At 44.8% G+C, this 25,692-nt stretch carries 22 protein-coding genes; 13 read left to right on the top strand and 9 right to left on the bottom strand.

Annotated elements, in window-relative coordinates:
- Nucleotides 1-120 precede the first annotated feature (120 nt).
- The gene (locus N4J56_RS27420; protein ID WP_317109322.1) at nucleotides 121-1,059 is read right to left on the bottom strand and encodes a lysylphosphatidylglycerol synthase domain-containing protein; all 939 of its coding nucleotides are present in this window, start codon (nucleotides 1,057-1,059) and stop codon (nucleotides 121-123) included.
- 292 nt (nucleotides 1,060-1,351) lie between these two features.
- Here N4J56_RS27420 and N4J56_RS27415 point away from each other — a divergent pair, with 292 nt between their 5' ends.
- The gene (locus tag N4J56_RS27415) at nucleotides 1,352-1,918 is read left to right on the top strand and encodes a DUF6658 family protein (protein ID WP_317109321.1); all 567 of its coding nucleotides are present in this window, start codon (nucleotides 1,352-1,354) and stop codon (nucleotides 1,916-1,918) included.
- 94 nt (nucleotides 1,919-2,012) lie between these two features.
- The gene (locus N4J56_RS27410) at nucleotides 2,013-2,708 is read left to right on the top strand and encodes a hypothetical protein (protein WP_317109320.1); all 696 of its coding nucleotides are present in this window, start codon (nucleotides 2,013-2,015) and stop codon (nucleotides 2,706-2,708) included.
- 89 nt (nucleotides 2,709-2,797) lie between these two features.
- Here N4J56_RS27410 and larC read toward each other — a convergent pair whose 3' ends face one another.
- Entirely contained in the window at nucleotides 2,798-4,099 is a 1,302-nt protein-coding gene (larC, locus tag N4J56_RS27405; protein WP_317109319.1) for a nickel pincer cofactor biosynthesis protein LarC, read from the bottom strand.
- 134 nt (nucleotides 4,100-4,233) lie between these two features.
- Between larC and N4J56_RS27400 the strand changes: the two genes are divergently transcribed.
- Entirely contained in the window at nucleotides 4,234-4,884 is a 651-nt protein-coding gene (locus N4J56_RS27400) for an L-threonylcarbamoyladenylate synthase (RefSeq protein WP_317109318.1), read from the top strand.
- 367 nt (nucleotides 4,885-5,251) lie between these two features.
- Nucleotides 5,252-5,947 carry a PHP domain-containing protein gene (locus N4J56_RS27395; RefSeq protein WP_317109317.1) on the top strand — a complete coding sequence of 232 codons (696 nt, stop codon included), beginning with the start codon at nucleotides 5,252-5,254 and terminating at the stop codon, nucleotides 5,945-5,947.
- Between the two features lie 160 nt (nucleotides 5,948-6,107).
- Here N4J56_RS27395 and N4J56_RS27390 read toward each other — a convergent pair whose 3' ends face one another.
- Complete coding sequence (locus N4J56_RS27390) at nucleotides 6,108-7,058, bottom strand: cobalamin-binding protein (protein WP_317109316.1); 951 nt, start codon at nucleotides 7,056-7,058, stop codon at nucleotides 6,108-6,110.
- Nucleotides 7,059-7,462: 404 nt separating this feature from the next.
- On the opposite strand from N4J56_RS27390, the gene N4J56_RS27385 reads away from it, so the two are divergent.
- Entirely contained in the window at nucleotides 7,463-10,372 is a 2,910-nt protein-coding gene (locus N4J56_RS27385; RefSeq protein ID WP_317109315.1) for a PAS domain S-box protein, read from the top strand.
- Between the two features lie 10 nt (nucleotides 10,373-10,382).
- On the opposite strand, the gene N4J56_RS27380 is transcribed toward N4J56_RS27385, so the two are convergent.
- A complete protein-coding gene (locus tag N4J56_RS27380) occupies nucleotides 10,383-11,387 on the bottom strand; it encodes a DUF1565 domain-containing protein (RefSeq protein WP_317109314.1) in 1,005 nt (334 codons plus the stop codon).
- A gap of 622 nt (nucleotides 11,388-12,009) precedes the next feature.
- On the opposite strand from N4J56_RS27380, the gene N4J56_RS27375 reads away from it, so the two are divergent.
- Entirely contained in the window at nucleotides 12,010-13,473 is a 1,464-nt protein-coding gene (locus N4J56_RS27375) for an NB-ARC domain-containing protein (RefSeq protein WP_317109313.1), read from the top strand.
- Between the two features lie 46 nt (nucleotides 13,474-13,519).
- Here the strand turns inward: N4J56_RS27375 and N4J56_RS27370 are convergent, their stop codons facing one another.
- The 3 genes from N4J56_RS27370 to dapF all read right to left on the bottom strand — a co-directional run bounded on the left by N4J56_RS27370 (nucleotide 13,520) and on the right by dapF (nucleotide 15,613).
- The gene (locus N4J56_RS27370) at nucleotides 13,520-14,131 is read right to left on the bottom strand and encodes a hypothetical protein (protein ID WP_317109312.1); all 612 of its coding nucleotides are present in this window, start codon (nucleotides 14,129-14,131) and stop codon (nucleotides 13,520-13,522) included.
- 106 nt (nucleotides 14,132-14,237) lie between these two features.
- Nucleotides 14,238-14,702 carry a MarR family winged helix-turn-helix transcriptional regulator gene (locus N4J56_RS27365; protein WP_317109311.1) on the bottom strand — a complete coding sequence of 155 codons (465 nt, stop codon included), beginning with the start codon at nucleotides 14,700-14,702 and terminating at the stop codon, nucleotides 14,238-14,240.
- Nucleotides 14,703-14,773: 71 nt separating this feature from the next.
- The gene (dapF, locus tag N4J56_RS27360) at nucleotides 14,774-15,613 is read right to left on the bottom strand and encodes a diaminopimelate epimerase (protein ID WP_317109310.1); all 840 of its coding nucleotides are present in this window, start codon (nucleotides 15,611-15,613) and stop codon (nucleotides 14,774-14,776) included.
- A gap of 188 nt (nucleotides 15,614-15,801) precedes the next feature.
- Between dapF and N4J56_RS27355 the strand changes: the two genes are divergently transcribed.
- Nucleotides 15,802-16,038, top strand: coding sequence for an Hfq-related RNA-binding protein (locus N4J56_RS27355; RefSeq protein WP_317109309.1), 237 nt, complete (start codon nucleotides 15,802-15,804; stop codon nucleotides 16,036-16,038).
- 25 nt (nucleotides 16,039-16,063) lie between these two features.
- Here the strand turns inward: N4J56_RS27355 and N4J56_RS27350 are convergent, their stop codons facing one another.
- Complete coding sequence (locus tag N4J56_RS27350) at nucleotides 16,064-18,391, bottom strand: cation:proton antiporter (protein WP_317109308.1); 2,328 nt, start codon at nucleotides 18,389-18,391, stop codon at nucleotides 16,064-16,066.
- A 173-nt stretch (nucleotides 18,392-18,564) separates the two neighbouring features.
- On the opposite strand from N4J56_RS27350, the gene N4J56_RS27345 reads away from it, so the two are divergent.
- From N4J56_RS27345 to N4J56_RS27325, 5 genes are all read left to right on the top strand, one after another.
- Entirely contained in the window at nucleotides 18,565-19,551 is a 987-nt protein-coding gene (locus N4J56_RS27345; protein ID WP_317109307.1) for a M23 family metallopeptidase, read from the top strand.
- A gap of 90 nt (nucleotides 19,552-19,641) precedes the next feature.
- Entirely contained in the window at nucleotides 19,642-20,187 is a 546-nt protein-coding gene (locus tag N4J56_RS27340; protein ID WP_015156757.1) for a late competence development ComFB family protein, read from the top strand.
- A 320-nt stretch (nucleotides 20,188-20,507) separates the two neighbouring features.
- Complete coding sequence (locus tag N4J56_RS27335; RefSeq protein ID WP_317109306.1) at nucleotides 20,508-20,696, top strand: hypothetical protein; 189 nt, start codon at nucleotides 20,508-20,510, stop codon at nucleotides 20,694-20,696.
- A gap of 236 nt (nucleotides 20,697-20,932) precedes the next feature.
- Nucleotides 20,933-21,592 carry a sigma-70 family RNA polymerase sigma factor gene (locus N4J56_RS27330; RefSeq protein ID WP_317109305.1) on the top strand — a complete coding sequence of 220 codons (660 nt, stop codon included), beginning with the start codon at nucleotides 20,933-20,935 and terminating at the stop codon, nucleotides 21,590-21,592.
- Between the two features lie 166 nt (nucleotides 21,593-21,758).
- Nucleotides 21,759-22,340: an anti-sigma factor family protein gene (locus N4J56_RS27325; RefSeq protein ID WP_317109304.1), complete on the top strand. Its 582-nt coding sequence runs from the start codon at nucleotides 21,759-21,761 to the stop codon at nucleotides 22,338-22,340.
- 88 nt (nucleotides 22,341-22,428) lie between these two features.
- Here the strand turns inward: N4J56_RS27325 and N4J56_RS27320 are convergent, their stop codons facing one another.
- Nucleotides 22,429-22,860, bottom strand: a complete 432-nt coding sequence (locus N4J56_RS27320) for a gamma-glutamylcyclotransferase (RefSeq protein WP_317109303.1) — start codon at nucleotides 22,858-22,860, stop codon at nucleotides 22,429-22,431.
- Between the two features lie 138 nt (nucleotides 22,861-22,998).
- Here N4J56_RS27320 and leuS point away from each other — a divergent pair, with 138 nt between their 5' ends.
- Nucleotides 22,999-25,584, top strand: coding sequence for a leucine--tRNA ligase (leuS, locus tag N4J56_RS27315; RefSeq protein WP_317109302.1), 2,586 nt, complete (start codon nucleotides 22,999-23,001; stop codon nucleotides 25,582-25,584).
- Nucleotides 25,585-25,692 lie beyond the last annotated feature (108 nt).

The raw sequence follows: 25,692 nt of genomic DNA, 5'->3' as shown, positions 1-25,692 counted from the left end.
TATTTGTCGGGCGAACAATATCCACATAGTTATAAAAGTACCTATTATTCGCTAATGATTGAAAATTGCTACTATCTGTCATTCATCATTGATGATTTGCAGGTAACCAACAACCAACTATCAATTACCAACTATCAATCTCTCATTTAACCAAGCCAGTCCCGCTCCAGCAGCTTCAGCAGTAATACTAATAAAGCGATATAAAGCGATCGCGCTAATGACTGCACCAGCAGAAAAACTGTGTTGCAATAAAGCGATCGCCGTGACTTCAAAGACTCCTAAACCTCCAGGCGCACCAGGAATTACTAATCCCAATACCCAAGCTAAACTAAAAGCAGCAAATAATAAAGGAATACGCTCTATTGATAGCGGAATTATAGCTAGTAAAGTTAGTAAAAAACCCGTTCCTCGCAATCCCACGAAACCCAATTCTCCTAATAAAGGTCGCCAAGGGTAGCGTTTAATTTGGCAGAGAACGCGATCGCTTGTATTTGCAGTCGATTTAAATTTCATTCGACTGAGCAGCCGCATCGCCAAGTTTAGCAAATCAGGGTGAATTGCTAACAATACCCCAGCCAAGACAAAAAATAGTAACAATTGGATATAACTTTGAGTTAGAGCGATCGCCGATTGGATTCCTAGCAAAGCCAACACGATTGCGGCAGCCGCCATTAATAGAGGTTCTAACAATACGCTTAAAGCTGCTATGCTGGTAGGAATACCAGCAGTTTTTGCCGCAGAAATTCGACCGTAGTAATGCCAGACATTCCCTGGTAAATATTTAGCAATATTTGTTTGCAAATAAACTCGCACGAATTGAGGAATATTGACGGTCTGGTTGAATTCCTCCAATATCCAAGTCCAGACCCATCCAGACCAGATATGGGCGAATAGAGTTACACCTAAAGCGGTCGCTAAAGTTAGCCATCCTAAAGTAGCAATCCGAATTGCTGCTACTTCTTGCCAATTGTTTTTGAAAGCTGTTATTAAGAAAAACAAAGTCCCGCCTAGTATTATCCAGCGCAAGTAAGGTTTCAGGCGTGACAAAATGTGCTGCATTCAGTTTCCAATGTGAATCTCTCTTGAGTTAGAAACAAATTGAACTATAGCGATTGCAAAATGCACCCTTTGCTAGAGGTAGCGATCGTTCGTAAATGCTTAAGATTAGCAATCGTTGGTCAAATTCGAGCCACTTTATACAATAACGCCAAAATGCTCTTGACACACATATAAGTAAGTCTAATTGAAAGCATGAAATTTAGCACGCGGCTGGGATTAACAGTACTAGTGTTTATTGCAGCACTTAGACCAAGGGCATTTGGCGGACTGGTTCAGTAAATAGGAGGGTTTTATGCAAAAGTTAACTACTTTGTTCAAAAAACTAAGATTGCGCCAAGTGCTGACAGTATGCCTAGTTGGTGTATTACTGATCTTCAGCACAGCTTGTAGCAATGCAACGACAGCCCAAGGTACAAATCCTAACAACCCTGCTGTACAAGCGGGTGGAAACAATAATCCTCACAAAAATCCTGGGGTTAACTACAACAACGTAGATAAATATACTACCGATCCCACAGTTAAAGAGACACCCGATAAATCGCCAACTAATCGCGCTAGTTTAGATGGATATTCTCTGCTGGTAGCAGCGAATAGTGAAGGAATTCTTTACCCTGGAGCAGAAACCCCAGCCGGTAGAGCAGCAAAAGAAACTGAATTACCAATCAAAACAGCGAAAGACTTTAAACAACCCGAAGCAGGCGGGTTAAACCAAAGAAATGAAGATTTAGGAGAGCGGATCGGTAACCGCTTAGAAAAGGTGCAAGAAGCTTTTAAAGAGGCATCGGAGTTTACTCAAGAAAAAGCAGCAGAAGGTAGCAGAAGACCAGAAGCTCAAAGCAATCCTGCTTTAGGTCAATAGGTTCCAATCGAGTAGCAAAATTTTGTGGCGAAACAAGAACAAAAAACATCTTGCTCTCACAAATAACTCTATCCAAATTAAAGGGAGTATTAACATGAACAGGATCGTAACTGCTGTGAAAAAAGTCCATCTGGGACGAATTTTACTTACCTGTATTGCAGGAGTTTTACTCTTCGTCAGCACTGCTTGCTCTAGTGCTGTACAAGCAAAGAGTCCTGATGCAGGAGTTGTGACTGGAAGAAGACAGAATGTTCCTGCTGGGAAATTAGCCGTCCCAGGACAGAAGAATCCTAGACCAGAAGTTCCAGGTGGTACGGCAACTTCTCCCGATTCCGGCGTGGTGAATAAGTTCGAGGGAGGACCGACAATGAATGAATTTAGCGATGTCGATCCCAGAGCCAGAGATTTAGAGAAGGCAGCTAACAAAAAGGCTAATGCCTTAATCGAAAATGCCGAGCGCAACGTCATCGACCAAACAAGTGATGTTGGCGAAAACACCAAGCGAATTCTAGGTAAAAAAGGAGAGAACGCCGAAGATTTCGGTAAGAACGTTAGCCGAAATACTGAGAGTCTCCAAGACAAGATTAAAGGCACTGCCGAAGATCTAACAAAAGGTGCAAAGCGCGGTACGGAAAATATCAAAGACAACACCTCTGATGCTCTAAGGGGAGCAGACAGAAATGTCAGCCGCGCGACTGAAGATGCCAAAGATACAGCTAGAAATTTAGGCAAGAGCGCGCAACGCAAAGCTGACGAAGCCGGACAAGCTGCCAGAGATGCAATTGACTAATTGTCTCACATAATTTCTGTTGCTAAGGGTGGGTATATGCTCACCCTAATTTTTTGCCAGAAATAAACTCAGTAACTCAATCCACATTATTAGCCATTAGCCGAGATCTCGAAAATATTTTCATTCCGAATTCCGAATTCCGAATTCTGTTCGTGCCAAGCTTGCAGCGCTAATCGATGAACTTCTCGCCAAGGGAGATCGTGCTGTCGAGCAATTTGCAAACAATCTTCGTATTCTGGCTGAACGTTAGTAATTTGACGCTCTGTGGCTGTACCAGTCCAAGCAATTTTAACTCGCACCGTACCGTATTTGATTGTTACAGATTGGATTTCGCGCTGTAAAGCCAGCCGTTGTTGAGTATAGCGGCGAATACCTAAAGTTGTAGTTTCTCGAAAGACGATCGCCCCAAGATCGGCAATTTTGTCAGGGTGGCAAATCACAGTGAGCAAAATGCCAGGGCGAGATTTTTTCATCCCAATTGACTGTGTAAAAACATCCAATGCTCCAGCCGCTAGCAGCGCCTCCAAGACGTAGCCAATCGCCTGGGGGTTAAGATCGTCGATCTGGGTTTCCAGTACCGCGATCGCCTCTAGAAAGGGGCTAGTATTCGATCCTTGTAGGGGCGCATCATGCAACGTCTCCACACCCAGCCACAAGCGCAGAATATTAGGGATCGGTAAATTAATAGAACCCGCACCCTGTCCGATCCGCTGTATCGTCATAGCGGGTGGAGAGCCAAAATCTGTAGCTAAAGTGGTGGCGATCGCGGCTCCCGTAGGCGTAACTAATTCCTTTTGGATACCATTGCTATAAACCGGACAATTGCGCATCTCCCACAACTTCAACACCGCTGGTACCGGAACCGCCATCAGTCCGTGGGCGGCTTTAACTGTCCCGCCTCCCGTGGGTAAGGCAGAACAGTAAATTTTATCTATCCCCAACCAATCCAAACCCAAGCAAGTACCGACAATATCTACAATTGCATCCACCGCACCGACTTCGTGAAAGTGGACTTTCTCTGGCGCAATACCATGCACTGCTCCTTCAGCAACAGCTAGCTGACGAAAAACAGCTAAACTCCAAGCTTCAGCACGAATCGGTAAATTAGCTTTGAGGATTAAATCTTCAATCTCGGGCAAATGACGACCGTGATGATGGGTATGACGGTCGTGGCGGTGATGCTCGTCGCCTAATAAATCAACATGAAATTTTGTTGCTAACTGCCCGTTACGGTGGACGGAATCAACCCTGAGTTGATATTCCCGTTCGATTCCTAAACCCTGAAGCTGTTCTTGTAAGTATTCTAGCGGCACGCCAGCATCTACCAGCGCTCCTAAGCACATATCACCAGCAATGCCAGTAGGACATTCGAGGTAAGCTAGTTTTGTCATAAGTTAGTGATGAGTGGTGAGTGGTGAGTAGTAAGTGGCGAGAGGCAAATTTTGAATTTTGAATTTTGACTTCTCCCCCTTGTCTCCCTTGTCTGTTCCCCTACTCCCTGCTCCCTACTCCCTACTCCCCGATCATGGCTACAGTCTACACAATTCATCCCGACAATCCTCAGCCTCGCACTGTGGAAGAACTTATTGCAGCGTTGCGCGATGGTGCAGTCATGCTCTATCCGACTGATACCGTCTACGCGATCGGCTGCGACCTTAATTCTAAATCGGCAGTGGAGCGAGTGCGCCAGATCAAACAGCTATCAAATGATAAGCCGCTAACTTTTTTGTGTCCTTCTCTGTCTAATGTGGCAACTTATGCGATCGTCAGCGATCCTGCTTACCGGATTATGAGGCATTTAATCCCAGGATCTTATACTTTTCTGCTCCCTGCCACCAAGCTCGTACCGAAATTAGTCCAAAATCCTAAGCGCAAAACAACCGGAATTCGAGTACCAAACCATAAAATTTGTGCTGCTTTATTAAATGCTTTGGGTAATCCGATTATTTCTACCTCAGCTCACTTGCCTCAAAATGGCAACGGGCGCTCTGCTCCGGCTGAAGCTAACTTATCGCGAGTCGAGTTATTCGATCGCCTAGACAAAATAGTAGATGCGATCGTCGATGATGGCTCGGAGCCAGAAGATGAAGTCTCGACAATTATTGACATGACGACAGACGAACCAGAGATTATCCGCCAAGGTAAGGGCTGGGAAGCTGCCGTAGCATGGGTGTAATAAATTCAAAATTCAAAATTCAAAATTCAAAATTAGTTTGTACCCCACACCCTACACCCAGATAGCGCCAGTTGCTCATGGGGGAACCCCCAAGACCGCACTGGCTCCCCCACACCCTTTCTTCACTGATAACTGGTCACTGATTACTGAATTGACTCATCGAAAATTCTCATCAGCCGAATCGTGCCATTAAGTGTATTGTTTTGCTAAGTTAGTCTTAACATATTGAAAAGAAAGACTTCCCTCAGATCGCTGCGATCGCTCCAAATTGAGTTTCAATTGTGGAATAGGTAACGAGCGATACACAGGCGTAAGTGGGCAGTATGTTAGAGAAATTAAACGAACGTCTATTCGTTCTGAGGCGGTTATGGCTGTCTATTGTGCCCAGTCTTCTAATTCATTGAGCCAGCAGTTGCAGAGAGTTTTTCAGACAATTGATGCTGAAAGTTGCCCGCTAACTTTCAACTTCCACATGCACACGGTATATTCTGACGGTAGGTTAGAACCGGAAGAAGCGATCGAGCAAGCAATTTCAATCGGGCTGCGAGGATTGGCAATTACCGACCACCATACTATAGGTGGGTATCGCGCTGCTCAGCGTTATTTAGCCCAAAGGCAATTGCATCATCCAGATTTAGAAGGCTGCGTGCCTCAATTGTGGAGTGGAGTTGAGATTAATGCCGGATTGTTAGATACAGAAGTGCATATTCTGGCATATGCATTCGACCCCCAACACGCACGTATGCAGCCCTATCTCCAAAGACGTACTGCAACCGGAGAAGCATATTGTGCTGCTAGCATTATTAGTGCAATCCATGAAGCAGGGGGATTAGCAGTGTTAGCTCACCCAGCTCGCTACAAGCGATCGCCTTTCGATCTAATTGCTGCTGCTAACCAACTGGGAGTTGATGGAGTCGAAACATACTACGCTTACAACAATCCCCATCCCTGGAAACCTAGCCCGAAAGAAACTCAACAAGTACGCGCTCTGGCTCAACAGTACCACTTGTTAAATACCTGCGGTACGGATACCCACGGTCGTAGCATTCTCCAGCGGCTATAACTAGGGATTAGAAGGATTAGACTTCAAAATTCAAAATTCTGAAACTCCTATACGGGCGAGTTGAGCAACAGATTCAGGACTCCTATCATAAGGCGAGAGCTACGTTCAAAACCCGCCCCTACGACTTCTGGCTTGCTGACAACTAATAACTGGTCACTGGTCACTGGTCACTGGTCACTGGTAACTGAACTTGTTCCCAAGCACTCCCTTTGTAGCCGTAGGAAAATATTTCTGGATGAAGAATCTCGGCGAGAATTTCTAGGGAATCGACTAAGCGTGGACCCGGACGGTTGAAATAAGCATTACCGTCCGTAGCATAGACTCTGCCACTTTGAACTGCTCGTAGCTGCTGCCATTCTGGGCGCTGCGTTAGAGGCAAAATTTCTGCCTGGGTACGGGTGAGGTCAAGACCGCAAGGCATGACCACAATAATACTTGGATCGGCAGCTATCAGGTTTTCCCATCTTACTTGAGCAGAAGCTTGACCGGAAACGCTAAATAAGGATTGACCCCCGGCGATCGCCACTAGTTCGGGAATCCAGTTACTTGCTACCATGAGAGGATCGATCCACTCAATGCATACGACTGTTGGTAATTCTGACACCGATAGCCCACGAACCTTTTGTCGACCAATTTCAATCCGCGACTGAATATTTTCAATTAATCTATTTGCATCGACTCCGAGCGTCTGAGCTACACGCTCTATATCTGCCCACACGTCTGCTAAAACGTTGGGTTGAAGAGAGATGATCTGAGGTTGAGAATGCGTTAGGTTAGCAACTGCTTTTTCTACTTCACCCAGACTTACTGCACAAACATCGCACTGGTCTTGAGTGACTATATGGGTTGGCTGTAACTGTTCTAAGAGGTCGGTTTCAATTTGGTAGATGCTAAGTGCTGATTGGATTAATCGATCGACATCCTGATGAATCTCAGCGCTACTACCATTAGAATTAATTCGCGCCCGCGTACAAGCCGGACGATTGAGTATTTCTGGAGGAAAATCGCATTCGTGCGATCGCCCGACCACCACGTCTGTTAGACCCAATGCTGCTAAAATCTCGGTAGCACTAGGAATCAGCGAGACTATTCTGAGATCTTGCTTTTTCATCAGTCGCTCCTACATCTCAACTTGAATCCTGTAACTTCAACGTTAAACTCGGTTTTTAAGCAAAAAATTATACAATTAGCACAAATATTTATTAACTATAATCAAATTCTACTTGAGATGGCACTGCTATTAATCAATCTCTGGTATTACATCCAAATAGTTGATGGGAAACTCTTATATATCGCCTCTTGATGCTAAAAAGCTATTTGCTTTCTAATGAAATCATCTAAAAAAACATGCAGAAACATGCCACTTAAAAACCTACTAGCTGAAGAACCTGACTGAAAAAATAACTAAGAATTTCACGACTGAGAAAAATTTAGATCAGAGGCACGATAAAAAGTAGAGTTGGCGATCGCAGCTAAGATTGCCTCACTGCAAAACTACTAAAATTCCTGGGCTGAATGAGCAATCCTGAACGACAATCTGTAACGCACGTAAACCCACCTCCACTGAAAATATTATTAGTGGGACAGCCTAGTTTGGAGCGAAGGATTCGGGAAATGCTACGGGCAGTCCAAACCCCGTTACAACTCGTTTGGCAAGAGCGGGTGCAGGCAGCTTTAGCGGATCTCAAAACAGAATCAGCTAGTGTTGTCCTACTCGAACTCGATCGAGCTGGGCAAAAACTCAAACAATTGCGGTTAGCTTACCCGTACATGCCAATTGTTGTTTTAGGAGAAGACGAAGCAGAAAATGCCCAAAAAGCATTAGCCCAAGGAGCGCAGGAATATTTAGTCAAGGCAGAAGTAGAGGCGCAGGGATTACTGAGGGCATTGCGCTATGCAATCGAGCGCCAGCAGTGGCAAACTCAGTGGCTACAAACTCAATACCAGCTGAAGCAAGCCGAGGAAAAGTTAAGCCTTTACCAAGAAATTATTGCGAATTCTAATAACGCGATCGCAATTTATGACTCTCAAGGCAATTTTGTCGAACAAAACGCCGCTCACCGCACTCTAATAGGGTACGAAGATGAAGAACTGTGCGGGCAGACAAGAGACGAAATGTTCTCGCAAGCACAGGTGGCGGAGATTTCTACGCAATTACAAAATGGTGGCAGTTATCGGGGAGAAGTGACTCTGCACCATCGGCAAGGATGGTTGGTGACAGTAGAGTTATTTGCTTTTCCCCTGCACGATCGCTCGGGAGAACCAGTTTACTACGTAGGGATTGGACGAGATGTCACGGAAAGGTTGCAGGCAGAATCTACCCTCAAAGAACGCGATCGCCTGTTGGCAGCTGTCGCCACCGCTAACAATCACCTGCTAACCACCACAGATTTCTCTGCTGCCATCACCCTAGCCCTAGCAACTTTGGGTCAAGCCTGTGATGTCGATCGAGTTTACGTATTTGAAAATCATCTTCATCCAAGCACGGGTGAACTCTTAATGAGTCAGCGATTTGAGTGGACTAGTTCTACCATCATCGCTCAAATCGATAATCCAGAATTGCAAAGCCTGTCTTATCAGACCTGCTCTCCTCTATGGTATGACAACTTAGTTGCAGGTAAACCAATTGGTGGACTCGTCAAAAATTTACCGGCGCACGAACGCGAAGTTTTAGATCGGCAACAGATTATCTCCATTTTAGTCGTGCCGATCTTTCTCGAAGGTCAATTTTGGGGTTTCGTCGGCTTTGACGACTGCCATCGAGAACGTCAGTGGACGGAAACCGAACGAGCGATCCTTAGCGCCGCAGCGGGTAGCATTGGTGGTGCGATCGCGCGCCAGCAAACAAAAGTGGCGCTTCAAGAAAGCGAATTGCAATTCCGTGCCATTTTTGAACATTCTAGTATTGGGATCGGTCTTTCAGACTTGAAAGGAGGACAGATTGATAGCAATCCAGCCCTGTGTCACATTCTGGGTTACAGTCGGGAAGAACTGTTAAAAATGAGTTTTACTGACTACACTCATCCAGATGATATCGCCGCAGATGTCAAACTTTTTTACGAACTGGTAATGGGTCAACGCGATCGCTACGAGATCGAAAAACAATACATTCGTAAAGATGGTTGTCAAGTGTGGTGTCGCCTGAATCATTCACTAGTGCGAGATAGTGCGAATCGCCCTCAGTTTGTTATTGCTTTAGTAGAAGATATTACCATCCACAAACAGATAGAAAATCATCTACGCGATAGCAAGGAAGCAGCAGAAGCAGGTAGTCGGGCGAAAAGCGAATTTTTGGCAATTATGAGCCATGAACTACGCACGCCTTTGAATGGAGTTTTAGGGCTATCGCAGCTGCTAGGGCAAGAGTTATTTGGTAGTCTCAATGCCAAGCAAAAAGAATACGTGAGTTGCATTCACAGTAGTGGCGAACACTTACTAGCTCTAATAAACGATGTCCTCGACCTCTGCAAAGTCGAAGCAGGTAGGGAAGAACTCACGCTGGTGCGACTAAATGTTAAGGATTTATGCACTTACTGTTTGAGTGTCGTACGCGATCGCGCCGTTGCCAAGCAGTTGCAATTAGTCAGTGAAATCGATCCGCAAATCGATAGCTGCATTGCTGACGAGCGCCGTGTCAAGCAAATGCTATTAAATTTACTCGCTAATGCAATTAAGTTTACTCCCAAGGGGCAAGTATCGCTACGGGTAGAACAAGTCAACCAGGGAATTGCTTTTAAGGTTGCAGACACAGGAATAGGCATTGAGCTATCGCAGCTAAACCTATTATTTCAGCCGTTCAAACAGCTGGATAGTCGATTAAACCGACAGTATGAAGGCACGGGATTGGGTTTATCGTTAACCCGTAAGTTAGCGCGGTTGCACGGCGGCGATGTCACTGTCCGCTCGACTGTAGGTAAAGGCAGTGAATTTACCCTATGGTTGCCAAACGCTTACCCAAACGATCTATGTCAAGAGCCAGCCAAGGAGCGATCGCTTCTATCACCAACCGAACCAAAGCTATCCCGTAAACGTCCTGCTAGCAGATGTCGATCGCCAATCGCTAAACGGATTCTCATTGTAGAAGACGACGATCGCAGCGCCCTACTATTGCAAGACTACTTTGAGATCGTCGGCTACCAAGTCAAGCATCTCAAACACCCTCAGAACTTTCAGGGGATGTTATATCTCTACCAGCCAGATTTACTGCTATTAGACGTACAGCTACCAGGCGGTGTGTCAGGAATGGATTTGCTCTGCAGTTTGCGCCAGCAACCAGAGTGGCAAAAATTACCTGCGATTATTCTTACCGCTTCGGTAAAGGCAGGAGAACGCGATCGCTTTTTAGCAGCTGGAGCCGACGACTACTTCAGCAAACCCATAGGCATTGCTCAAATTGAAAAAATCTTGATGCAGTATTTAAGCTAGTGTCTGGTAGCTAGTAGCATTGATTGTGCGGTGCTTCCTGAGCAGTTTTTGCCGTACCACCAACCAAAACGATTGGATTAGCACCACCGTTGTGAATGTCGTATTGACCGTTATTATTGAAGGTGTTGCTGCCAGCTAAATCGACCCGTGCTTGAGAACAAGCCGCGATCGCAATTCCATCCCTTTGATTATTTTCGATCGCGTTGTTGCGTAGTACCGGACGCGCTTCTTGAGAAACAAAAATTCCATCTCTGTTGTGAATAATTTTGTTTTCCACGACTATAGGTGCAGCCGTACCACTAATCGCTAGTCCGAAACCAGTGTCTTGAAACAGGTTGTTGCGAATCTCTCCTTGAGCTTCGCTAGCTAAAGACATGCCGTTACCACCATTTTTCACAAAGATATTTGCGGCAATTTTAGGTGTAGCAGTCCCAGTGACAAAAATTCCTTCTCGATGGTTGTTGGTGAAGGTGCTGTGCTGTACGGTGGGATTAGTTGATTCAATCCACAATCCCGTCCCGCGTAAGTTGGAGTTACCAATTGTCACACCAATAATTGTGCTATCTTTTTCAGCAACGACAGCAACATTCTGACGCGCAAACGTACGGCTGAGATAGCGTCCGCCACCATTAATCACAACGTTCTGACCGTTAGTAGCAATATCACCTTTGAGCGTTACACCTGATTTGAGTTGTAGGGGAAATACTTCACCACTGTGAGCCGAGTACGTACCAGCAGCTAACTGAATTAGGGTTCCAGTGTGTGCTTGTTTTAAAGCAAAAGTGATAGTACGGAACGGAATTGAGGGGTCTTTACCCGCTGTGGTAGCATCTATACCTGTTGCAGAGTTAACGTAAATTACCTGCTGACTCGGTAGGGTTTTGACTCCAGAAATAGAAGCTTGGTGCTGTAAGGGATTTGGTTGTGCTTGGGTGGGAAAATTCACCATACCAATACACAAAGATCCGGCGATCGCGCCAACTTGACAAAACCTGATGATTGTGGGAAAGTTCATATCTATCCTAGACTTATACTTCCTGATTGATTGCGTGCCAGCCTGACTTACAGCAGTTGGAGGAGAAGATGCACGTCTTCAGCAGGTATTAACCTACAAATTGCGATCGCGACAAACTGCGATCGTCCTCTTGCTACTAAAAAAGTAATTAGCTGTGTTATTTGATATTTCTCGTGAGGTTTCTCCTGCTACCGTTTGCTCACTCAGAAACGCTTTCACACACCACAATTGAAAGCTCGTCCACACACCAGAATTAACTAGGCAGTTAAGGAGTACCCAGCGCCTAAACTTGCGACTGGCTTAATTCGCAGCAGCAACCTTTATGCACTGATGAAATAAACCTTAAACTCTCAGCTCTGGCTTTGACAGTCGGTAAAAGTCATCAAGTATGTCAGTCAGAAAAAGTCATCACGAAGTCGTAAGTTGTAAGTCGTAAGTCGTAAGTTGGAGTGGCTCAAGTGCTATGAGGTTTGCTACAACCACGAATGTCTGATTTTTGTCAATTAACAAAATATTAAAATTGCTGACTAAAAGAAAGATTAGTGGTTATTCTTATTGGTCATTGGTCATTGGTCATTAATCATTGGTCATTTGTATTTTCCCTACTCCCTACTGCCTCTCAATGGATGTCGAATTAGGCTTAAGGATTGTCGAGCAAATTTTAGATAAAAAACACTTGTCTAAAGTGCAGGAAATTTTATTGCAACAGTCTTTGGTAGGACATTCTTACATAGAAATTGCTAAATCTTCTGGCTATGATGCTGGCTATCTCAAAGATGCAGGTTCTCAGTTGTGGCAAATTCTCAGCCACGCTTTAGGAGAGAAAGTAAGCAAAAATAATCTGGCTGCTGTACTAAAACGTAATTCTTGTCGTTACGGACATACAGAGCCAGACAGACAATTCAATTCACAATTAAATTCCACTTTCTATTCGACTTCCGACTCCTCAGTACGGGCGCAAAGCCGTGCGCCCCTAACAACTTCCGATTCCCAACATCGAAAACCAGAGATTGACATTTCTTGTTTCTACGGACGCAGTACCGAATTATCTTTATTAGAACAATGGATTTTAGGTGACGATAACTCCATTTCACGCTGTCGTGTATTAGCAATTGTGGGAATGGGTGGAATTGGTAAAACTGCTTTATCTACTAAGTTAATAACTCAGATTCAGGATAAATTTGACTGTACAATTTGGCGATCGCTACAATCTGCACCTTCTCTATCTGAATTATTATCAGACATAATTCCCGTCCTGACTCAACAACTCGATCCTTATCTTCCAGAAAAATTGGGCGATCGCATTTCACTTTTACTCTCTTATTTACGTCAGCAGCGCTGTCTTTTAATCTTAGATAGTTGGGAAACAATTCTGACTAGCAACGATCGCTTGGGCTGTTATCGAGAAGGATTTGAAGGTTATGGGGAGTTGATCGAGCGTTTGGGTACAGAAATGCATCAAAGTTGCTTAATTCTCACTAGCCGAGAAAAACCTAAAGAAATTATCGCTTATTCAGGAGAAAAACTTGCAGTGCGATCGCTACAACTTACCGGACTACAAGTTACTGAAATTAATGCTATTTATCAGACGATTAATACCTTCTGGGGAACTCCTGAAGAATGGCAGCAACTAGTTGATTATTACAGTGGCAATCCGCTCAGCCTCAAAATAGTTGCATCTGCTATTCAAGCTTTATTTGACGGTAATATTTCTCAATTTTTGCAATGCTGGCGAGCGGAAGTTTTTATCCTTGATGGAATTCGAGATTTACTAGACTCCCAGTTTAATCGCTTGTCCGATTTAGAAACAGAAGTGATGTATTGGCTGGCGATCGAGCGAGAACCAGTTAAGGTAATCGAACTACAAGACGATTTACTTTCCATTCTCTCTAAACAGCAGCTTGTTAATACTTTAAATTCTCTTTGCCGTCGTTGTTTAATCGATAAAAATGGAGGAAAATTTATCCAGAGTCCATTGATTACAGATTATATTGTTGAAAAGTTTACTCAACAAATATATCAAGAAATAAGTTTAGAAGATAGAGAGGTTTTTGGCGATCGCCTATCATCAAAAAAACAATTTTAAGAGCTTATTAAATCGACTCTGAGATTTATTCATAAGAAATCGCTTTTCAATCTTTCAGCTTGGAAAAGGATTTGCTTCTCAAAAGTCTATCCAATGTCATAATGCTTAAAGCTCCCGTGATACAAACACCATAGAGGGGAATAAGCACAATTGGATAAGTCATTATATTCTTCATTAAAGGATCGTTCAGTAGAACGTTAAATGTGAAACCCGTACCAACTGCGATCGCAAAATCTAACATTCCAAAAAGGTGAAATACAAGATACTTACTACGACTTTCTCTTAATAATAAAACAAGCGGTACTAATAGACCCACTGCTAAATCTCCAAAACCAGCATCGATTGTAAACTGTGCTGGTAGCAGATTTTGGCTACCATAATGGAAAAATATCAGTGCTGCAACAATTCGCCATACATGATAAATCGTGAGATGTTTGAGGTCAATAGACCAAATATACGACCTAAAATCTTCACTGAGATAGTACACCAAAACTGGAATGGTAATACCTGCCATAACTAACAATGGAACCCAGTTTGTGTTGATGTTTGAGAGAATTCCGAAATACCCTGTAGCAAATACGGCAGTACCCCAAATTGTTAATATTGAAACAAACCAGCGTTCTGTAGTTACGTTTTTAGCATGGCTGTTTGTATTCATATAGACTCCTTGTGTTGAATAAAATTCTAAATTCGGGCAGTTTTCTCAATAAAAGTGTATATACACTTTTATGTTAAGAATGAGTGCATAAACTTTATTGAAATCATTAGCTTTCAGGTGCTAAGGATACGGTGTTAGACAAAGCCATTAGCAGCGAACTCCATTGTTGTTGACCTAATCCATCAATTACAGAAGTTTGCGCCCGTTCCCACAAAGGCAATGCTACAGCCAATGCATTGCGACCTTTTGCAGTCAGAGAAACAACCCGTATCCGCCGATCCTCACCTGGCTGAATGGTAACTAAACCTTCTCTTTCCAGTGGCTTCAGATTGCGCGTCAACGTTGTTCTATCCATAACTAAGAGATCGGCTAGATCGTTGATCGTTCCTGAACCTGCTTGAGCGATCGCTACTAATATCGTAAACTGAGTGATTAACAATCCACTCGGCTTGAGCTGCTCGTCAAAGAATTGCGTCACAACGCGAGTGGCTTTGCGGAGATTAAAACAGGTACAGGTATTAGCAACATTGCCTAACTGAATTAAATTGAATTGGGTGTTTTGCTCTGACATATTTTTAGTGTATATACACTTATTTGTAATGTCAAGCCATAGAGATACGCGATCGGGTTTTTGCGGTCAGATTACTCGATCTTCCCCGCAAACACGCGCTCTGCCGCACCCGTCATGTAAAGTTTTTGGTCGTGCGACCATTCAATTTGCAGACAGCCACCTGGAAGTTCTACAGTAGCAACGTGATCGCATTTTCCGGCTAACACGCCAGCTACCAGGGAAGCACAAGCACCCGTACCGCAGGCTAAAGTTGCTCCAGCACCGCGTTCCCAGACCCGCATTTTCAAGTAATCTCTGCTTGTGACTTGAATAAATTCCGTATTCGTGCGCTGGGGGAAAACGGGATGATGTTCAAACTGGGGTCCGATCTCCTCTAGGGGAATAGCAGCCACATCATCAACAAAGGTAATACAGTGAGGATTACCCATGCTGACACAAGTAACTGACCAAGACTGACCTGCAACGTTTAGAGATTGGTTAATAACTTTCTCTCCAGCAGCGACAAGAGTTGTCGGAATTTCCTCGGCTAACAATCTTGGTTCTCCCATGTCTACCTTGACCTGACCGTCAGCAGTGAGTTGGGGAACGATGATACCAGCTAAAGTATGAATGCGGAGGCGAGAGGTAGGATTGCTGATTTCCTCTAAATCTGCTAGAAATTTGGTAAAACAGCGAATTCCGTTACCGCACATTTCCGGTTCCGAGCCATCAGAGTTAAAAATCCGCATGGTGTAATCAGTGCCATTGGTTCCAGGTAGGGCGAAGATGACACCATCAGCACCAATACCAAAATGGCGATCGCATAATTTGACAGCTTGCTCTGGCGTAACGATTGGTTCGCTAGAGGCGCGATTGTCAATCAAAATAAAATCGTTACCTAACCCGTGATATTTAACAAATTCGATAGTCATGTTTAGAACGGTAAGTAGGGAGTAGGGAGTAGAGAATAGGGAGTAGGGAGTGGTTTAACAACTCCTGACTTGCAACTCCTCATTTTTAACTTTTAACTTTTAACTTTTAACTTTTGACTTCTCCAGTGACAACTGGAAGCCTAATCGAGGGAACTATCAATATATAGGAATTAAAGTTAAGTATAAACATGGCTAGCGACTACGATACAGCATTACCTAGTATTCGGCAGATACAATCTCTGATTAAAAGTCAGATTGTCGTAGAAATGAAACTCATGACAGGCGACTCGCTGACGGGTAGATTAGGCTGGCAAGATGCTAATTGCGTTTGCTTAATTGATGAAAGCGATCGCTCCACTATAATTTGGCGACAAGCGATCGCCTACCTCAGACCGAGAGTTAGGGAAATGAGAGACGAAGAATAATAGTATAGGGCGAAGCCTTATACTATTATTCTCTCCAACTATCCAACGGCAAATACTCCCGCAAAGCTTCTGCTTCTATAGCTTTCACCACTGGTACGCTGGAGAGCGGACTTGAAGTGACGGCTAGCAACTTTTGCAACTGCGTCATTGCCAAGTAACCGCCGCACAATAGCAAGCGATCGCCTGCCCGTAAAGCCATATTGCCATCGGGAAACCGCAGAAATTTACCGTCGCGGCGAATGGCTTGGACTTGTATGCCAAAACGACGGCGAATATCGATATCCGCCAAAGTTTGACCGATCGCGGGGCTATCAGCAGCTACCATCAACCAATGACAAGCAGCGTTGGCTTCTGGTACAGTTGCCTCGCTTTGAGCCAATTCCTCTAAAGCGGCTAATTCTTCTACTTCTCCCACTAACAATAGGCGATCGCCCTTTTCCAACATCGTCTTAGCATTGGGATAATCGACCTCTTGCCCGTTTGCCCGTTTAATTGCCATCAAACTCACCCCCGTCAAGTAGCGCAAGTCAGCTTCTTCTAGCGTCATCCCCGTGAGTGGCGAACCTGCTGGTAAGGCGTACCAACGGCTATTTAAATCTTGAGTAGCCTGCTGCAATTCGCGCGAAACTTGAGCCGCCGTCCGTTCTGGACGTAACTCTAGATAATGATGATTGCGAATTTGCTGCATTTCTTGCTGAATCGAAATCGGTGCTAAGCCAATCTGTGCTAGCAAATGACTAGCTAATTCCAAACTCGCTTCAAACTCCGGCTGTACGACCTCTCTCGCCCCTAATTGATAGAGTAATTCAATATCTTTATCTTTAGTTGCCCGTACTACCACATCGAGATCGGGCGATAATTCCAACGCCCGCTTCAGGCACAGGCGGCTGCTCATCGGATCGGGAAGGGCGATCGCCAGCGACTTAGCTCGTTCGACCCCTGCCTTTTCTAATACGTGTAAACTAGCTGCATTGCCATATACATAGGGTACGCCCGCCTCGCGGACTTGCTGAATTCGGCTTTCTGATTGGTCGATTACGACTACGGGGCGATCGCGTTCTTGTAACAAGCGCACTAAGTTTTTCCCAACCTGTCCGTAACCGCAGACGACAACGTGATTTTGTTGAGGCGTGTTGGCTGAGATTTCGAGTGGTAAATCTTGCCCCTCGATGAATTTTTTCAACCAAGGTAATTCCAATAACTTTGGCACGAGTCGCAACACGAAAGGCGTAAGAACGAGCGTAACGGCAGTCGTACCCAAAATCAGCAGGTAGACGGGACGGGACACCAAACCGAGCGATCGCCCTTCACTCGCTAATACAAACGAGAATTCTCCAATCTGAGCCAATCCTAATCCCGCAATCAAAGCTGTTTTCAATGGGTAACGGAAAAGCATGACTAAGGGCATGACAATTGCGAACTTACCCACAAAAACCAAAGCCACCAGTCCTAAAATTAACTCCAAATTTTGCCACAAAAACACGGGATCGATTAGCATTCCAATCGCGGCAAAAAACAGCGTCGCGAATATATCTCGCAGTGGCTCGACATAAGTTAGAGTCTGGTCGGCATACTCCACTTCAGAAATCATTAATCCGGCGACAAACGCCCCCATTTCAATCGATAGCCCCAAATGCTCTGTTAATAGAGCAATTCCCAGACACAGCGCTACGACTCCTAGTAAAAATAATTCTTTGCTTTCAGTTCGTGCCAACAGGCGTAATAGAGGAGGAATCAGCCAAATTCCGGCGGCAACAGCTCCGGCAGCAAATAAACCAATTCGCAGCAGTGCTGTTGCTACCGCTATACCAATTAACTGCGGCGGTTGGTCTAGTGCGGGTAAAACTGCCAGCATCAATCCCAGTGCTAAGTCTTGGACGACCAGAATTCCCAACATCACCTGTCCGTGAGAACTCGCCGTTTCGTTTCGTTCCATTAAGCACTTGAGGACGACAGCGGTAGAAGATAAAGATAAAATTGACCCCAAAAACACGCCCTTAGCAGGTAAGATTTCCCAGGCTCCTGCAACCCCACAGACCAATACCGTGACTAGAATTGTCAGGGCAATCTGCAATCCTCCTCCGCCAAGGGCGATCGCCTGCACTTTTTTTAATTCGGCAAATGAAAACTCTACACCCAAAGCAAACAGCAGAAAGGCAACGCCAAATTGAGCGAGAGTTTCAACTTGGACTAATTCCTTAATCAGTCCTAGTCCAGCTGGTCCTACAACCATGCCACCCAGCAAATAGCCCAGCAGTACCGGTTGACGGCATAACGCCGCCAGTAAGCCGCCACCTGCCGCTACTGCCAAAACCAAAACCAAGTCAACTATTAATCTAAAATCTTCCTGCACAAACTTATAAAAGAAGTATTAAGGTATATAAATTTCAGCATACAGAAGTTTTAAGTTTATTTGGGAGCAATTACAACATATCTACTTTTGTAAAAACTCGATATAGCTTTCATAGGGGATCGAGACCATAAAGCTAATCTAGTTGGTCAATCAGTCTGGACTTTTGCGAGTATATGAATAAATTAATCGGGAGCAGGGAGCAGAGAGCAGGGAGCAGGGAAAAGGGAGCTGGCAGAGCTGGCGGAGCTGGGGAGGCTGGGGGAGAAAATACCAATTACCAATTACCAATTACCAATTACCAATTACCAGTTCTCCACTGCTTTCTACTCTCACTGGGTATTACCTTAGTCTCAGCCTTACCAGCCCAAGCCTTGCAGGTACGGGTCGCTCCCACTAAGCCTCATTTAGGCGACACGCTGTCGGTAGTCGTCAGACCAAACAACCCCGATGTCAACGTCAGTCCTATCGTGAGTGTCAATCGCAAAACTTATCCGGCTTTTGCGATTGCTCCTGGTGTATTTCGCGCTTTTATTCCTACCACACCTTTACAAAAAGTAGGAAAAAGAGAAATTCAGATCAGCAGTGAAGGTAAAGTTAGAAATATAGCCGTATGGGTTGCAAATCGTAAGTTTCCCGTGCAGAGAATTAACTTTCGACCAGGGAAGGCTGGGCTAGAAGCAACCGAACTCGAACTGAGTCGGGTAGCAGCTTTTAAATCGCTCGTTACCCCGCAAAAATTCTGGAATGGTCCTTTTCTTAAGCCCAATCGCGGCAGAGTCAGCACGATTTACGGAGTGCGTCGCTATTACAATGGCAAATTTGCTAAAGATTACTACCATCGTGGCGTTGACTATGCAGGTCCGGTAGGTTCTCCCGTAATTGCTCCTGCCGCAGGGCGAGTTTCCTTAATCGGTTTAGAATCTCAAGGGTTTCGAGTTCACGGTAATATAATTGGACTCGATCACGGTCAAGGAGTAACGAGTGTTTTCCTCCACTTAAGCCGGATCTACGTTAGAGAAGGGGATATTGTGAGAGCCGGACAACCGATCGGCGCGGTGGGTTCGACGGGGGCTTCAACTGGACCCCATTTGCATTGGGGATTTTACGTTCAAGGGGAAGCAGTCGATCCGACAACTTGGCGGGAACAAGGAATGAATTAGACTTAGGGTGCTAATTTTTGTGCTGTAGCAGGGCAAAATCAATCCAGGGTTAGTTTAACTATAGGAAAGCAAAATAGGTAAAGCAGCGTTATGAGCATTCAACAAATTGTCGAGCAAGCCCTTCAAGATGGCTATTTAACACCAGCCATGGAAGCAGAGGTGGGTAGAATCTGTGACACTGCTTCCGAGCTTTCCATAGAAGAGTATATGGCGTTAGATAAGTTGATGGGTTCGCTCTTGACTGGCGAAGTTGTAGCGGTGCAGCGCAAACAATTTATCAACGTCATGGAAGAGTTAGTGCTGACTGAAGTTATCGCACGGGTAGCAGAAATTAAAGTTACCAGCGGTCACAGTCTAGACGTAGGTGATATCGCTGCCTATGCACTCAATCGTCTTCCTCCCCTATATGCTACGACTGAAGAAGGTGCTAATTACCAACGCCAGCGGGCAAAAGAAGAACTGGCAGCGCTAATTGTACAACAAATCGATGAAGCGATCGCCCGCAGCTTAGACCGACCCGAATTCTTCCCAGAACGCCAAGCCCTCGGTAAAAGTAGTGGTGGTAAAGAGGTAGTGAAACAAGTCAGTATGCTACTCCAAGCCTACGCACCTAACTTCGAGCAACAGATTTCTTAGCTAATCGCTAATAGCTAATTGCCGATTGCCAAAAACAAAGACACAGACTGCCAATGACAGATTGTAGATTGTCTTCCACCATGAGCGTGGGAGACAAATTAGTTTTGTCAATTACTTGCTGAAACTAAGTTTAATCTATCTTCATCTAAAGCCAAGAAAATATTAAGATAGTATTATGATTTGCTTCTATCTTAGGATAGAAATAGGCAAACTAGAAATATCTAAAGAATTCTGGCAATTAGATTTCAGTTGTTTCAAGTTAACGCTCGGTTTTGTGACTGTCAGTGAAGTACAGCTAGTGGTTGTGGGGGACAAAGGCGATGTTAGAAAAGCTGATGTTAGCGATCGCAATTACCATGTGCATCAAGTTGTTGCTTGGAGTCGGCGTACCAATCAGCCACGAACCTGCGAAGCCCAGCTATCGGGTCGTAGAAAACCCCAAATCCTCCTTAATGAAAGTCATATTTCCCCGCGATCTCCGACAGCAACTAGCTTTTAGAGAATGGTAGTTGGTTGATGGTCGATCGTTAACGGTTGACAGTAAACGCGCTCGCTACACTGCGTGAAGACGGTTGACGGTTAACTGGTCACTGCTCGTGCGCTCCCTACTCCCTGCTCCCTAGTCAGGAACATACTTGTATCAGATTCACGTCTCTAACTTGAGCAAGATTCCACTTTGCTGTAGGGAACTTCTGTAAAGTGGGGCAGTCTATGAATCGGGAATGTTTTCGAGCCATTGGCATTTATGAGTCAATCAATTCCTGTATGCTGGTCAACAGTTCACGCAACGGTTACTCCAGCGCCAGTGACAGTAGAAAAGCTATCCGATCGCGATCTCATTTTGCGCTGTCAGGCTGGGCTGCGTCCAGACAAGGCTGCATTTGCCGAGCTGTTACGCCGCTATCAGCCGCATGTAGAGCGTATTTTGTATCATTTAGCACCTGATTGGCAAGATAGAGCAGATTTAGCTCAAGAAGTTTGGATTCGCGTTTACCGCAACATTAAGCGGCTAAACGAGCCAGCTAAATTCCGAGGCTGGTTGAGTCGTATTGCCACCAATATCTTTTACGACGAATTACGCAAACGTAAGCGAGTTAAAAGTCCCTTATCTCTAGATACTCCCCGCCTTGCCGATGATGGAGAAATGGACTGGGAAATCGCCGGAGATAATCCCAGCCCTGAAGAAGAGTTGACAACGCGAGAGTTTTACGAGCAGTTGCAAGAGGCGATCGCAGATTTACCCGAAGTCTTTCGCACAACTATCGTGCTGCGAGAAATTGAAGGAATGCCTTACGAGGAAATTGCGGAAATTACCAACGTTTCTCTAGGAACTGTCAAATCAAGAATTGCTAGAGCTAGAGCTAGACTCCAATCGCAACTGCAAAATTATCTTAATGGTCAATAATCAATCAGTCTGAAGATAGAAAGCAATGACACAAGAATATACGTTTGCAAGTAGATCGAAACTCTAGTTCCAGCCTTTAAGATCTTCAGACATATGGGCAAACTCAGTAGCGTAGTAGAGAGACTTATCTAGACATATCTATGAATAAGTGGGTGATGATGTTAAAATGACCTCTGATGAAAAACGTTGGATCGACAATCGCCCCGAACCAGGGGAAACAGATAAACACCATACTATTGAGGCAAATCAATTAATCGGTGCTATGGATATGTTGAAGCGCGATCGCTTCGAGTTACTGAGCGCATATCTGGACGGGGAAGTTACCGCTGCCGAAAGGCGAGAGGTAGAAACATGGCTAGAACATGACCCAGAAACCAAACGGCTGTACGAGCGATTGCTCAACCTCCGTCAAGGCATTGGAACGCTGCCAGTACCGACACAAGAACCTGTAGAACAAACTATTCAACAGGTCTATCAAAGGATACACCGTCGCTCGCAACGGCGGGCAATCGTATGGGGTGGTACTGCCATTGCAGCTGTATTTGTAGGCGCGCTCGCTACCCTACCAAATTCACCAATCGCACAACTTGCCCGACTCTCCAAAATTGAGCCACTTATGGTCGCTATCAACGACCCAGTGGTAGAAATCCCCAAGATCGTGATTCCTTCACCAAATGGTGAAAGACAAAATCAAAACAATCGACCAATAGAGCCACAACACCATCCACAAAATAAGAATTTTAATTGAAGTGAGTCGTGAGTGGCTACTGACTGACGGCTAGCGCTCGGAAAGGAATCTAGCCACTAGCCACTAGCCACTAGCCACTGATAACTGGTCACTGGTCACTGGTCACTGATTTCTGACTGCTCCACCAGCCATCAGGAAGAAGCACGCCACCAAAAGCGTGTACTTGTTCTGGAGTCATCAAGTACGTCCAAGCTCGCTCTATAGGTGCTAGAGAAGTGTCGTAGACTTCTATTAACTGCCGATAATACTCGTTTTCGGCGATCGCCCTTTGCGGGTCGTAATCCTCTAGCCAGTCAAGCTGCTGTAGAATATCTGGATTGGTAAAAGAAAGCAGAACTCCATAGACTTTGAAACTACCAGGAGTCATGGCTGGATATCCGAAAGGTAAGTCAAATAATTGACCCAAAGCAATCGCTTCTTGTGCTGTCACCACATAATCCGCACAATAACGCTGATAATTTGCCTCTCCAGGCTTGAGCGTGCCATATACGAAGACTTTTACGATCTCGTCATTTGTCATTTGCCATTCATTAATTTATAGTGAGCGATTGTTTTTGACTTTTAACTTTTAACTTTTGACTTCTCGATCGCCAATTACCCATTAACAGTAATTTAAAATATTGAGACAGACACGAACGCATCATTAGGAGTCTCATTCGTGGAGTCCCGTTATAATCCCGCAGCGATCGAGGAAAAGTGGCAAAAAACCTGGATAGAACAAGGTATAGACAAAACTGACGAAAACAAAGATAAGCCGAAATTCTACGCCCTATCCATGTTTCCCTATCCATCGGGTAGCCTGCATATGGGTCACGTCCGCAATTATGTGATTACGGATGTGATTGCTCGCCTCAAACGAATGCAGGGGTATCGGGTGCTACACCCTATGGGTTGGGATGCTTTCGGTTTACCCGCAGAAAATGCTGCCATTAAAAATAATATTCCCCCTGCCAAATGGACGGAACAAAATATCGTCCAAATGCGCGACCAGTTAAAGCGACTGGGTTTGTCAATTGATTGGGATAAAGAACTTGCCACTTGTTCGCCAGATTATTATAAGTGGACGCAATGGATTTTCTTACAATTTTTGCAAGCCGGACTTGCTTACCAAAAAGAAGCAGCTGTCAACTGGGACCCGATTGACCAAACCGTATTGGCAAACGAACAAGTTGATAGTGAAGGGCGTTCTTGGCGCAGTGGGGCAAAAGTTGAGAAAAAATTACTCAAACAGTGGTTCTTGAAGATTACCGACTACGCCGAAGAATTGCTGCAAGACCTCGACCAATTGACAGGCTGGCCCGAACGAGTCAAGCTGATGCAGGCTAACTGGATTGGGAAATCTACAGGGGCATATTTAGAATTTCCCATTGTTGATAGTTCGGAAAAAATCGGTGTTTTTACCACTCGTCCCGACACGGTTTACGGCGTTACCTATGTTGTTCTAGCCCCAGAACACCCTTTGACTCGTCAGGTGACAACACCAGACAGAAAAGCCGCAGTAGAAGCATTTATTCAAGAAGTTGCAGCCGAAAGCGAATTAGAACGCACGGCTGAGGATAAACCCAAACGCGGGATTCCTATAGGCGGAATGGCGATTAACCCGTTTACAGGTGCAGAAATTCCGATTTGGATTGCTGACTACGTGTTGTATGAATACGGTACTGGGGCAGTCATGGGAGTTCCCGCCCACGATACCAGAGATTTTCAATTTGCTCAAGGCAATAATCTTCCGATTCAAGTGGTCATTGTGCCACCAAACAACGACGCAGAGACTTTACATGTAACGTCTGTACAAGAGACATACACGGAACCAGGAATTATGATTAACTCTGGTTCTTTCAATGGCATGGATTCTACTGAGGGCAAACAAGCGGTAATTGAATACGCCGAGAAACAAGGCTGGGGTAAAGCCATAATTCAATATCGCCTCAGAGATTGGTTGATTTCTCGTCAGAGATATTGGGGCGCACCCATTCCTGTAGTTCATTGTCCTAACTGCGGTATCGTACCCGTACCAGAGGCAGACTTACCCGTAAGATTACCGGAAGAGGTAGAATTTACGGGTCGTGGTGGTTCGCCCTTAGCACAGTTGGAAAGCTGGGTTAACGTACCTTGTCCTACCTGTGGCACGCCTGCAAAGCGAGAGACGGACACGATGGATACGTTTATCGATTCATCGTGGTATTTCTTGCGCTATCCCGATGCCACGAATGACAAGCAGGTCTTCGATTCAGCACGAGTTAATGACTGGATGCCCGTGGATCAGTATGTTGGGGGAATAGAACACGCAATTTTACACTTATTGTACTCGCGGTTCTTTACCAAAGTTTTACGGGATAGCAATTTACTCAACTTTGACGAACCTTTCCAACGCCTGTTAACTCAGGGTATGGTACAGGGATTAACTTACGTGAATCCCAACAAAGCAGACAAAGATAAATGGGTTCCTACCTCAATTGTCAATGCAGACGATCCTCGCGATCCGCAAACAGGTGAACCGCTAAAACTCGTCTACGCTACCATGTCCAAATCTAAGGGTAATGGTGTTGCTCCAGAAGATGTAATCGCTAAATATGGAGTAGACACCGCCAGAATGTTTATTCTGTTTAAAGCACCCCCAGAAAAAGATTTGGAGTGGGATGAAGCAGATGTTCAAGGACAATTTCGCTTCTTGAATCGGGTATGGCAATTAGTCACCGAATTCGCACAGCAACCAAATGCAAAAGAACCATCTAAAGTTAAAAATCCAAAATCCAAAATTGAAAAGGATTTAAAACGGGCAATTCATACGGCTATTAAGGAAGTTACCGAAGATTTAGAAGGAGAATATCAATTTAATACAGCCGTCTCTGAATTAATGAAACTCAGCAATGCCCTGGCTGATGCAACGTGCAAAGATTCTCCAGTGTATGCAGAAGGAATTAAGACATTAATTCTGTTATTGGCTCCATTTGCGCCTCACATTGCTGATGAATTATGGCACGCGATCGCCAACCAGGAATCGGTTCACAAACAGTCGTGGTTGAAAGCCGATCCAGATGCTTTGGTGGCAGATGAAATGACATTAGTAATTCAGATTAATGGTAAAACCAGAGGCACAATTCAAGTTCCCGCTCAAGCCGATCGGCAAATGCAAGAAAAGCTAGCACGAGAATCAGAACCCGCGCAGCGATATATCGAAGGAAAGGAAATTAAAAAGGTCATCGTCGTACCTGGAAAACTAGTTAATTTTGCGGTCGTATGAGCGATTGGCGGTAATCGATAACATTCGCTTTTTGTAGGGTGGGCAATGCCCACCTTTTGATTTTAAATATATATCAACAAGTAAATATACGGAAATGGATCGCTAAAT

The sequence above is a fragment of the Chroococcidiopsis sp. SAG 2025 genome (genome assembly GCF_032860985.1).
GTDB lineage: Bacteria > Cyanobacteriota > Cyanobacteriia > Cyanobacteriales > Chroococcidiopsidaceae > Chroococcidiopsis.
Note: the sequence above shows the minus strand (reverse complement) of the source record. Positions and strands in the feature narration are given on the sequence as shown.

Excerpts from the sequence above, each read along its gene's own strand:
- N4J56_RS27420 (WP_317109322.1), bottom strand. The coding sequence starts at position 1,059 with ATGCAGCACATTTTGTCACGCCTGAAACCTTACTTGCGCTGGATAATA.
- N4J56_RS27415 (WP_317109321.1), top strand. The coding sequence starts at position 1,352 with ATGCAAAAGTTAACTACTTTGTTCAAAAAACTAAGATTGCGCCAAGTG.
- N4J56_RS27410 (WP_317109320.1), top strand. The coding sequence starts at position 2,013 with ATGAACAGGATCGTAACTGCTGTGAAAAAAGTCCATCTGGGACGAATT.
- larC (WP_317109319.1), bottom strand. The coding sequence starts at position 4,099 with ATGACAAAACTAGCTTACCTCGAATGTCCTACTGGCATTGCTGGTGAT.
- N4J56_RS27400 (WP_317109318.1), top strand. The coding sequence starts at position 4,234 with ATGGCTACAGTCTACACAATTCATCCCGACAATCCTCAGCCTCGCACT.
- N4J56_RS27395 (WP_317109317.1), top strand. The coding sequence starts at position 5,252 with ATGGCTGTCTATTGTGCCCAGTCTTCTAATTCATTGAGCCAGCAGTTG.
- N4J56_RS27390 (WP_317109316.1), bottom strand. The coding sequence starts at position 7,058 with ATGAAAAAGCAAGATCTCAGAATAGTCTCGCTGATTCCTAGTGCTACC.
- N4J56_RS27385 (WP_317109315.1), top strand. The coding sequence starts at position 7,463 with ATGAGCAATCCTGAACGACAATCTGTAACGCACGTAAACCCACCTCCA.
- N4J56_RS27380 (WP_317109314.1), bottom strand. The coding sequence starts at position 11,387 with ATGAACTTTCCCACAATCATCAGGTTTTGTCAAGTTGGCGCGATCGCC.
- N4J56_RS27375 (WP_317109313.1), top strand. The coding sequence starts at position 12,010 with ATGGATGTCGAATTAGGCTTAAGGATTGTCGAGCAAATTTTAGATAAA.
- N4J56_RS27370 (WP_317109312.1), bottom strand. The coding sequence starts at position 14,131 with ATGAATACAAACAGCCATGCTAAAAACGTAACTACAGAACGCTGGTTT.
- N4J56_RS27365 (WP_317109311.1), bottom strand. The coding sequence starts at position 14,702 with ATGTCAGAGCAAAACACCCAATTCAATTTAATTCAGTTAGGCAATGTT.
- dapF (WP_317109310.1), bottom strand. The coding sequence starts at position 15,613 with ATGACTATCGAATTTGTTAAATATCACGGGTTAGGTAACGATTTTATT.
- N4J56_RS27355 (WP_317109309.1), top strand. The coding sequence starts at position 15,802 with ATGGCTAGCGACTACGATACAGCATTACCTAGTATTCGGCAGATACAA.
- N4J56_RS27345 (WP_317109307.1), top strand. The coding sequence starts at position 18,565 with ATGAATAAATTAATCGGGAGCAGGGAGCAGAGAGCAGGGAGCAGGGAA.
- N4J56_RS27340 (WP_015156757.1), top strand. The coding sequence starts at position 19,642 with ATGAGCATTCAACAAATTGTCGAGCAAGCCCTTCAAGATGGCTATTTA.
- N4J56_RS27335 (WP_317109306.1), top strand. The coding sequence starts at position 20,508 with ATGTTAGAAAAGCTGATGTTAGCGATCGCAATTACCATGTGCATCAAG.
- N4J56_RS27330 (WP_317109305.1), top strand. The coding sequence starts at position 20,933 with ATGAGTCAATCAATTCCTGTATGCTGGTCAACAGTTCACGCAACGGTT.
- N4J56_RS27325 (WP_317109304.1), top strand. The coding sequence starts at position 21,759 with ATGACCTCTGATGAAAAACGTTGGATCGACAATCGCCCCGAACCAGGG.
- N4J56_RS27320 (WP_317109303.1), bottom strand. The coding sequence starts at position 22,860 with ATGACAAATGACGAGATCGTAAAAGTCTTCGTATATGGCACGCTCAAG.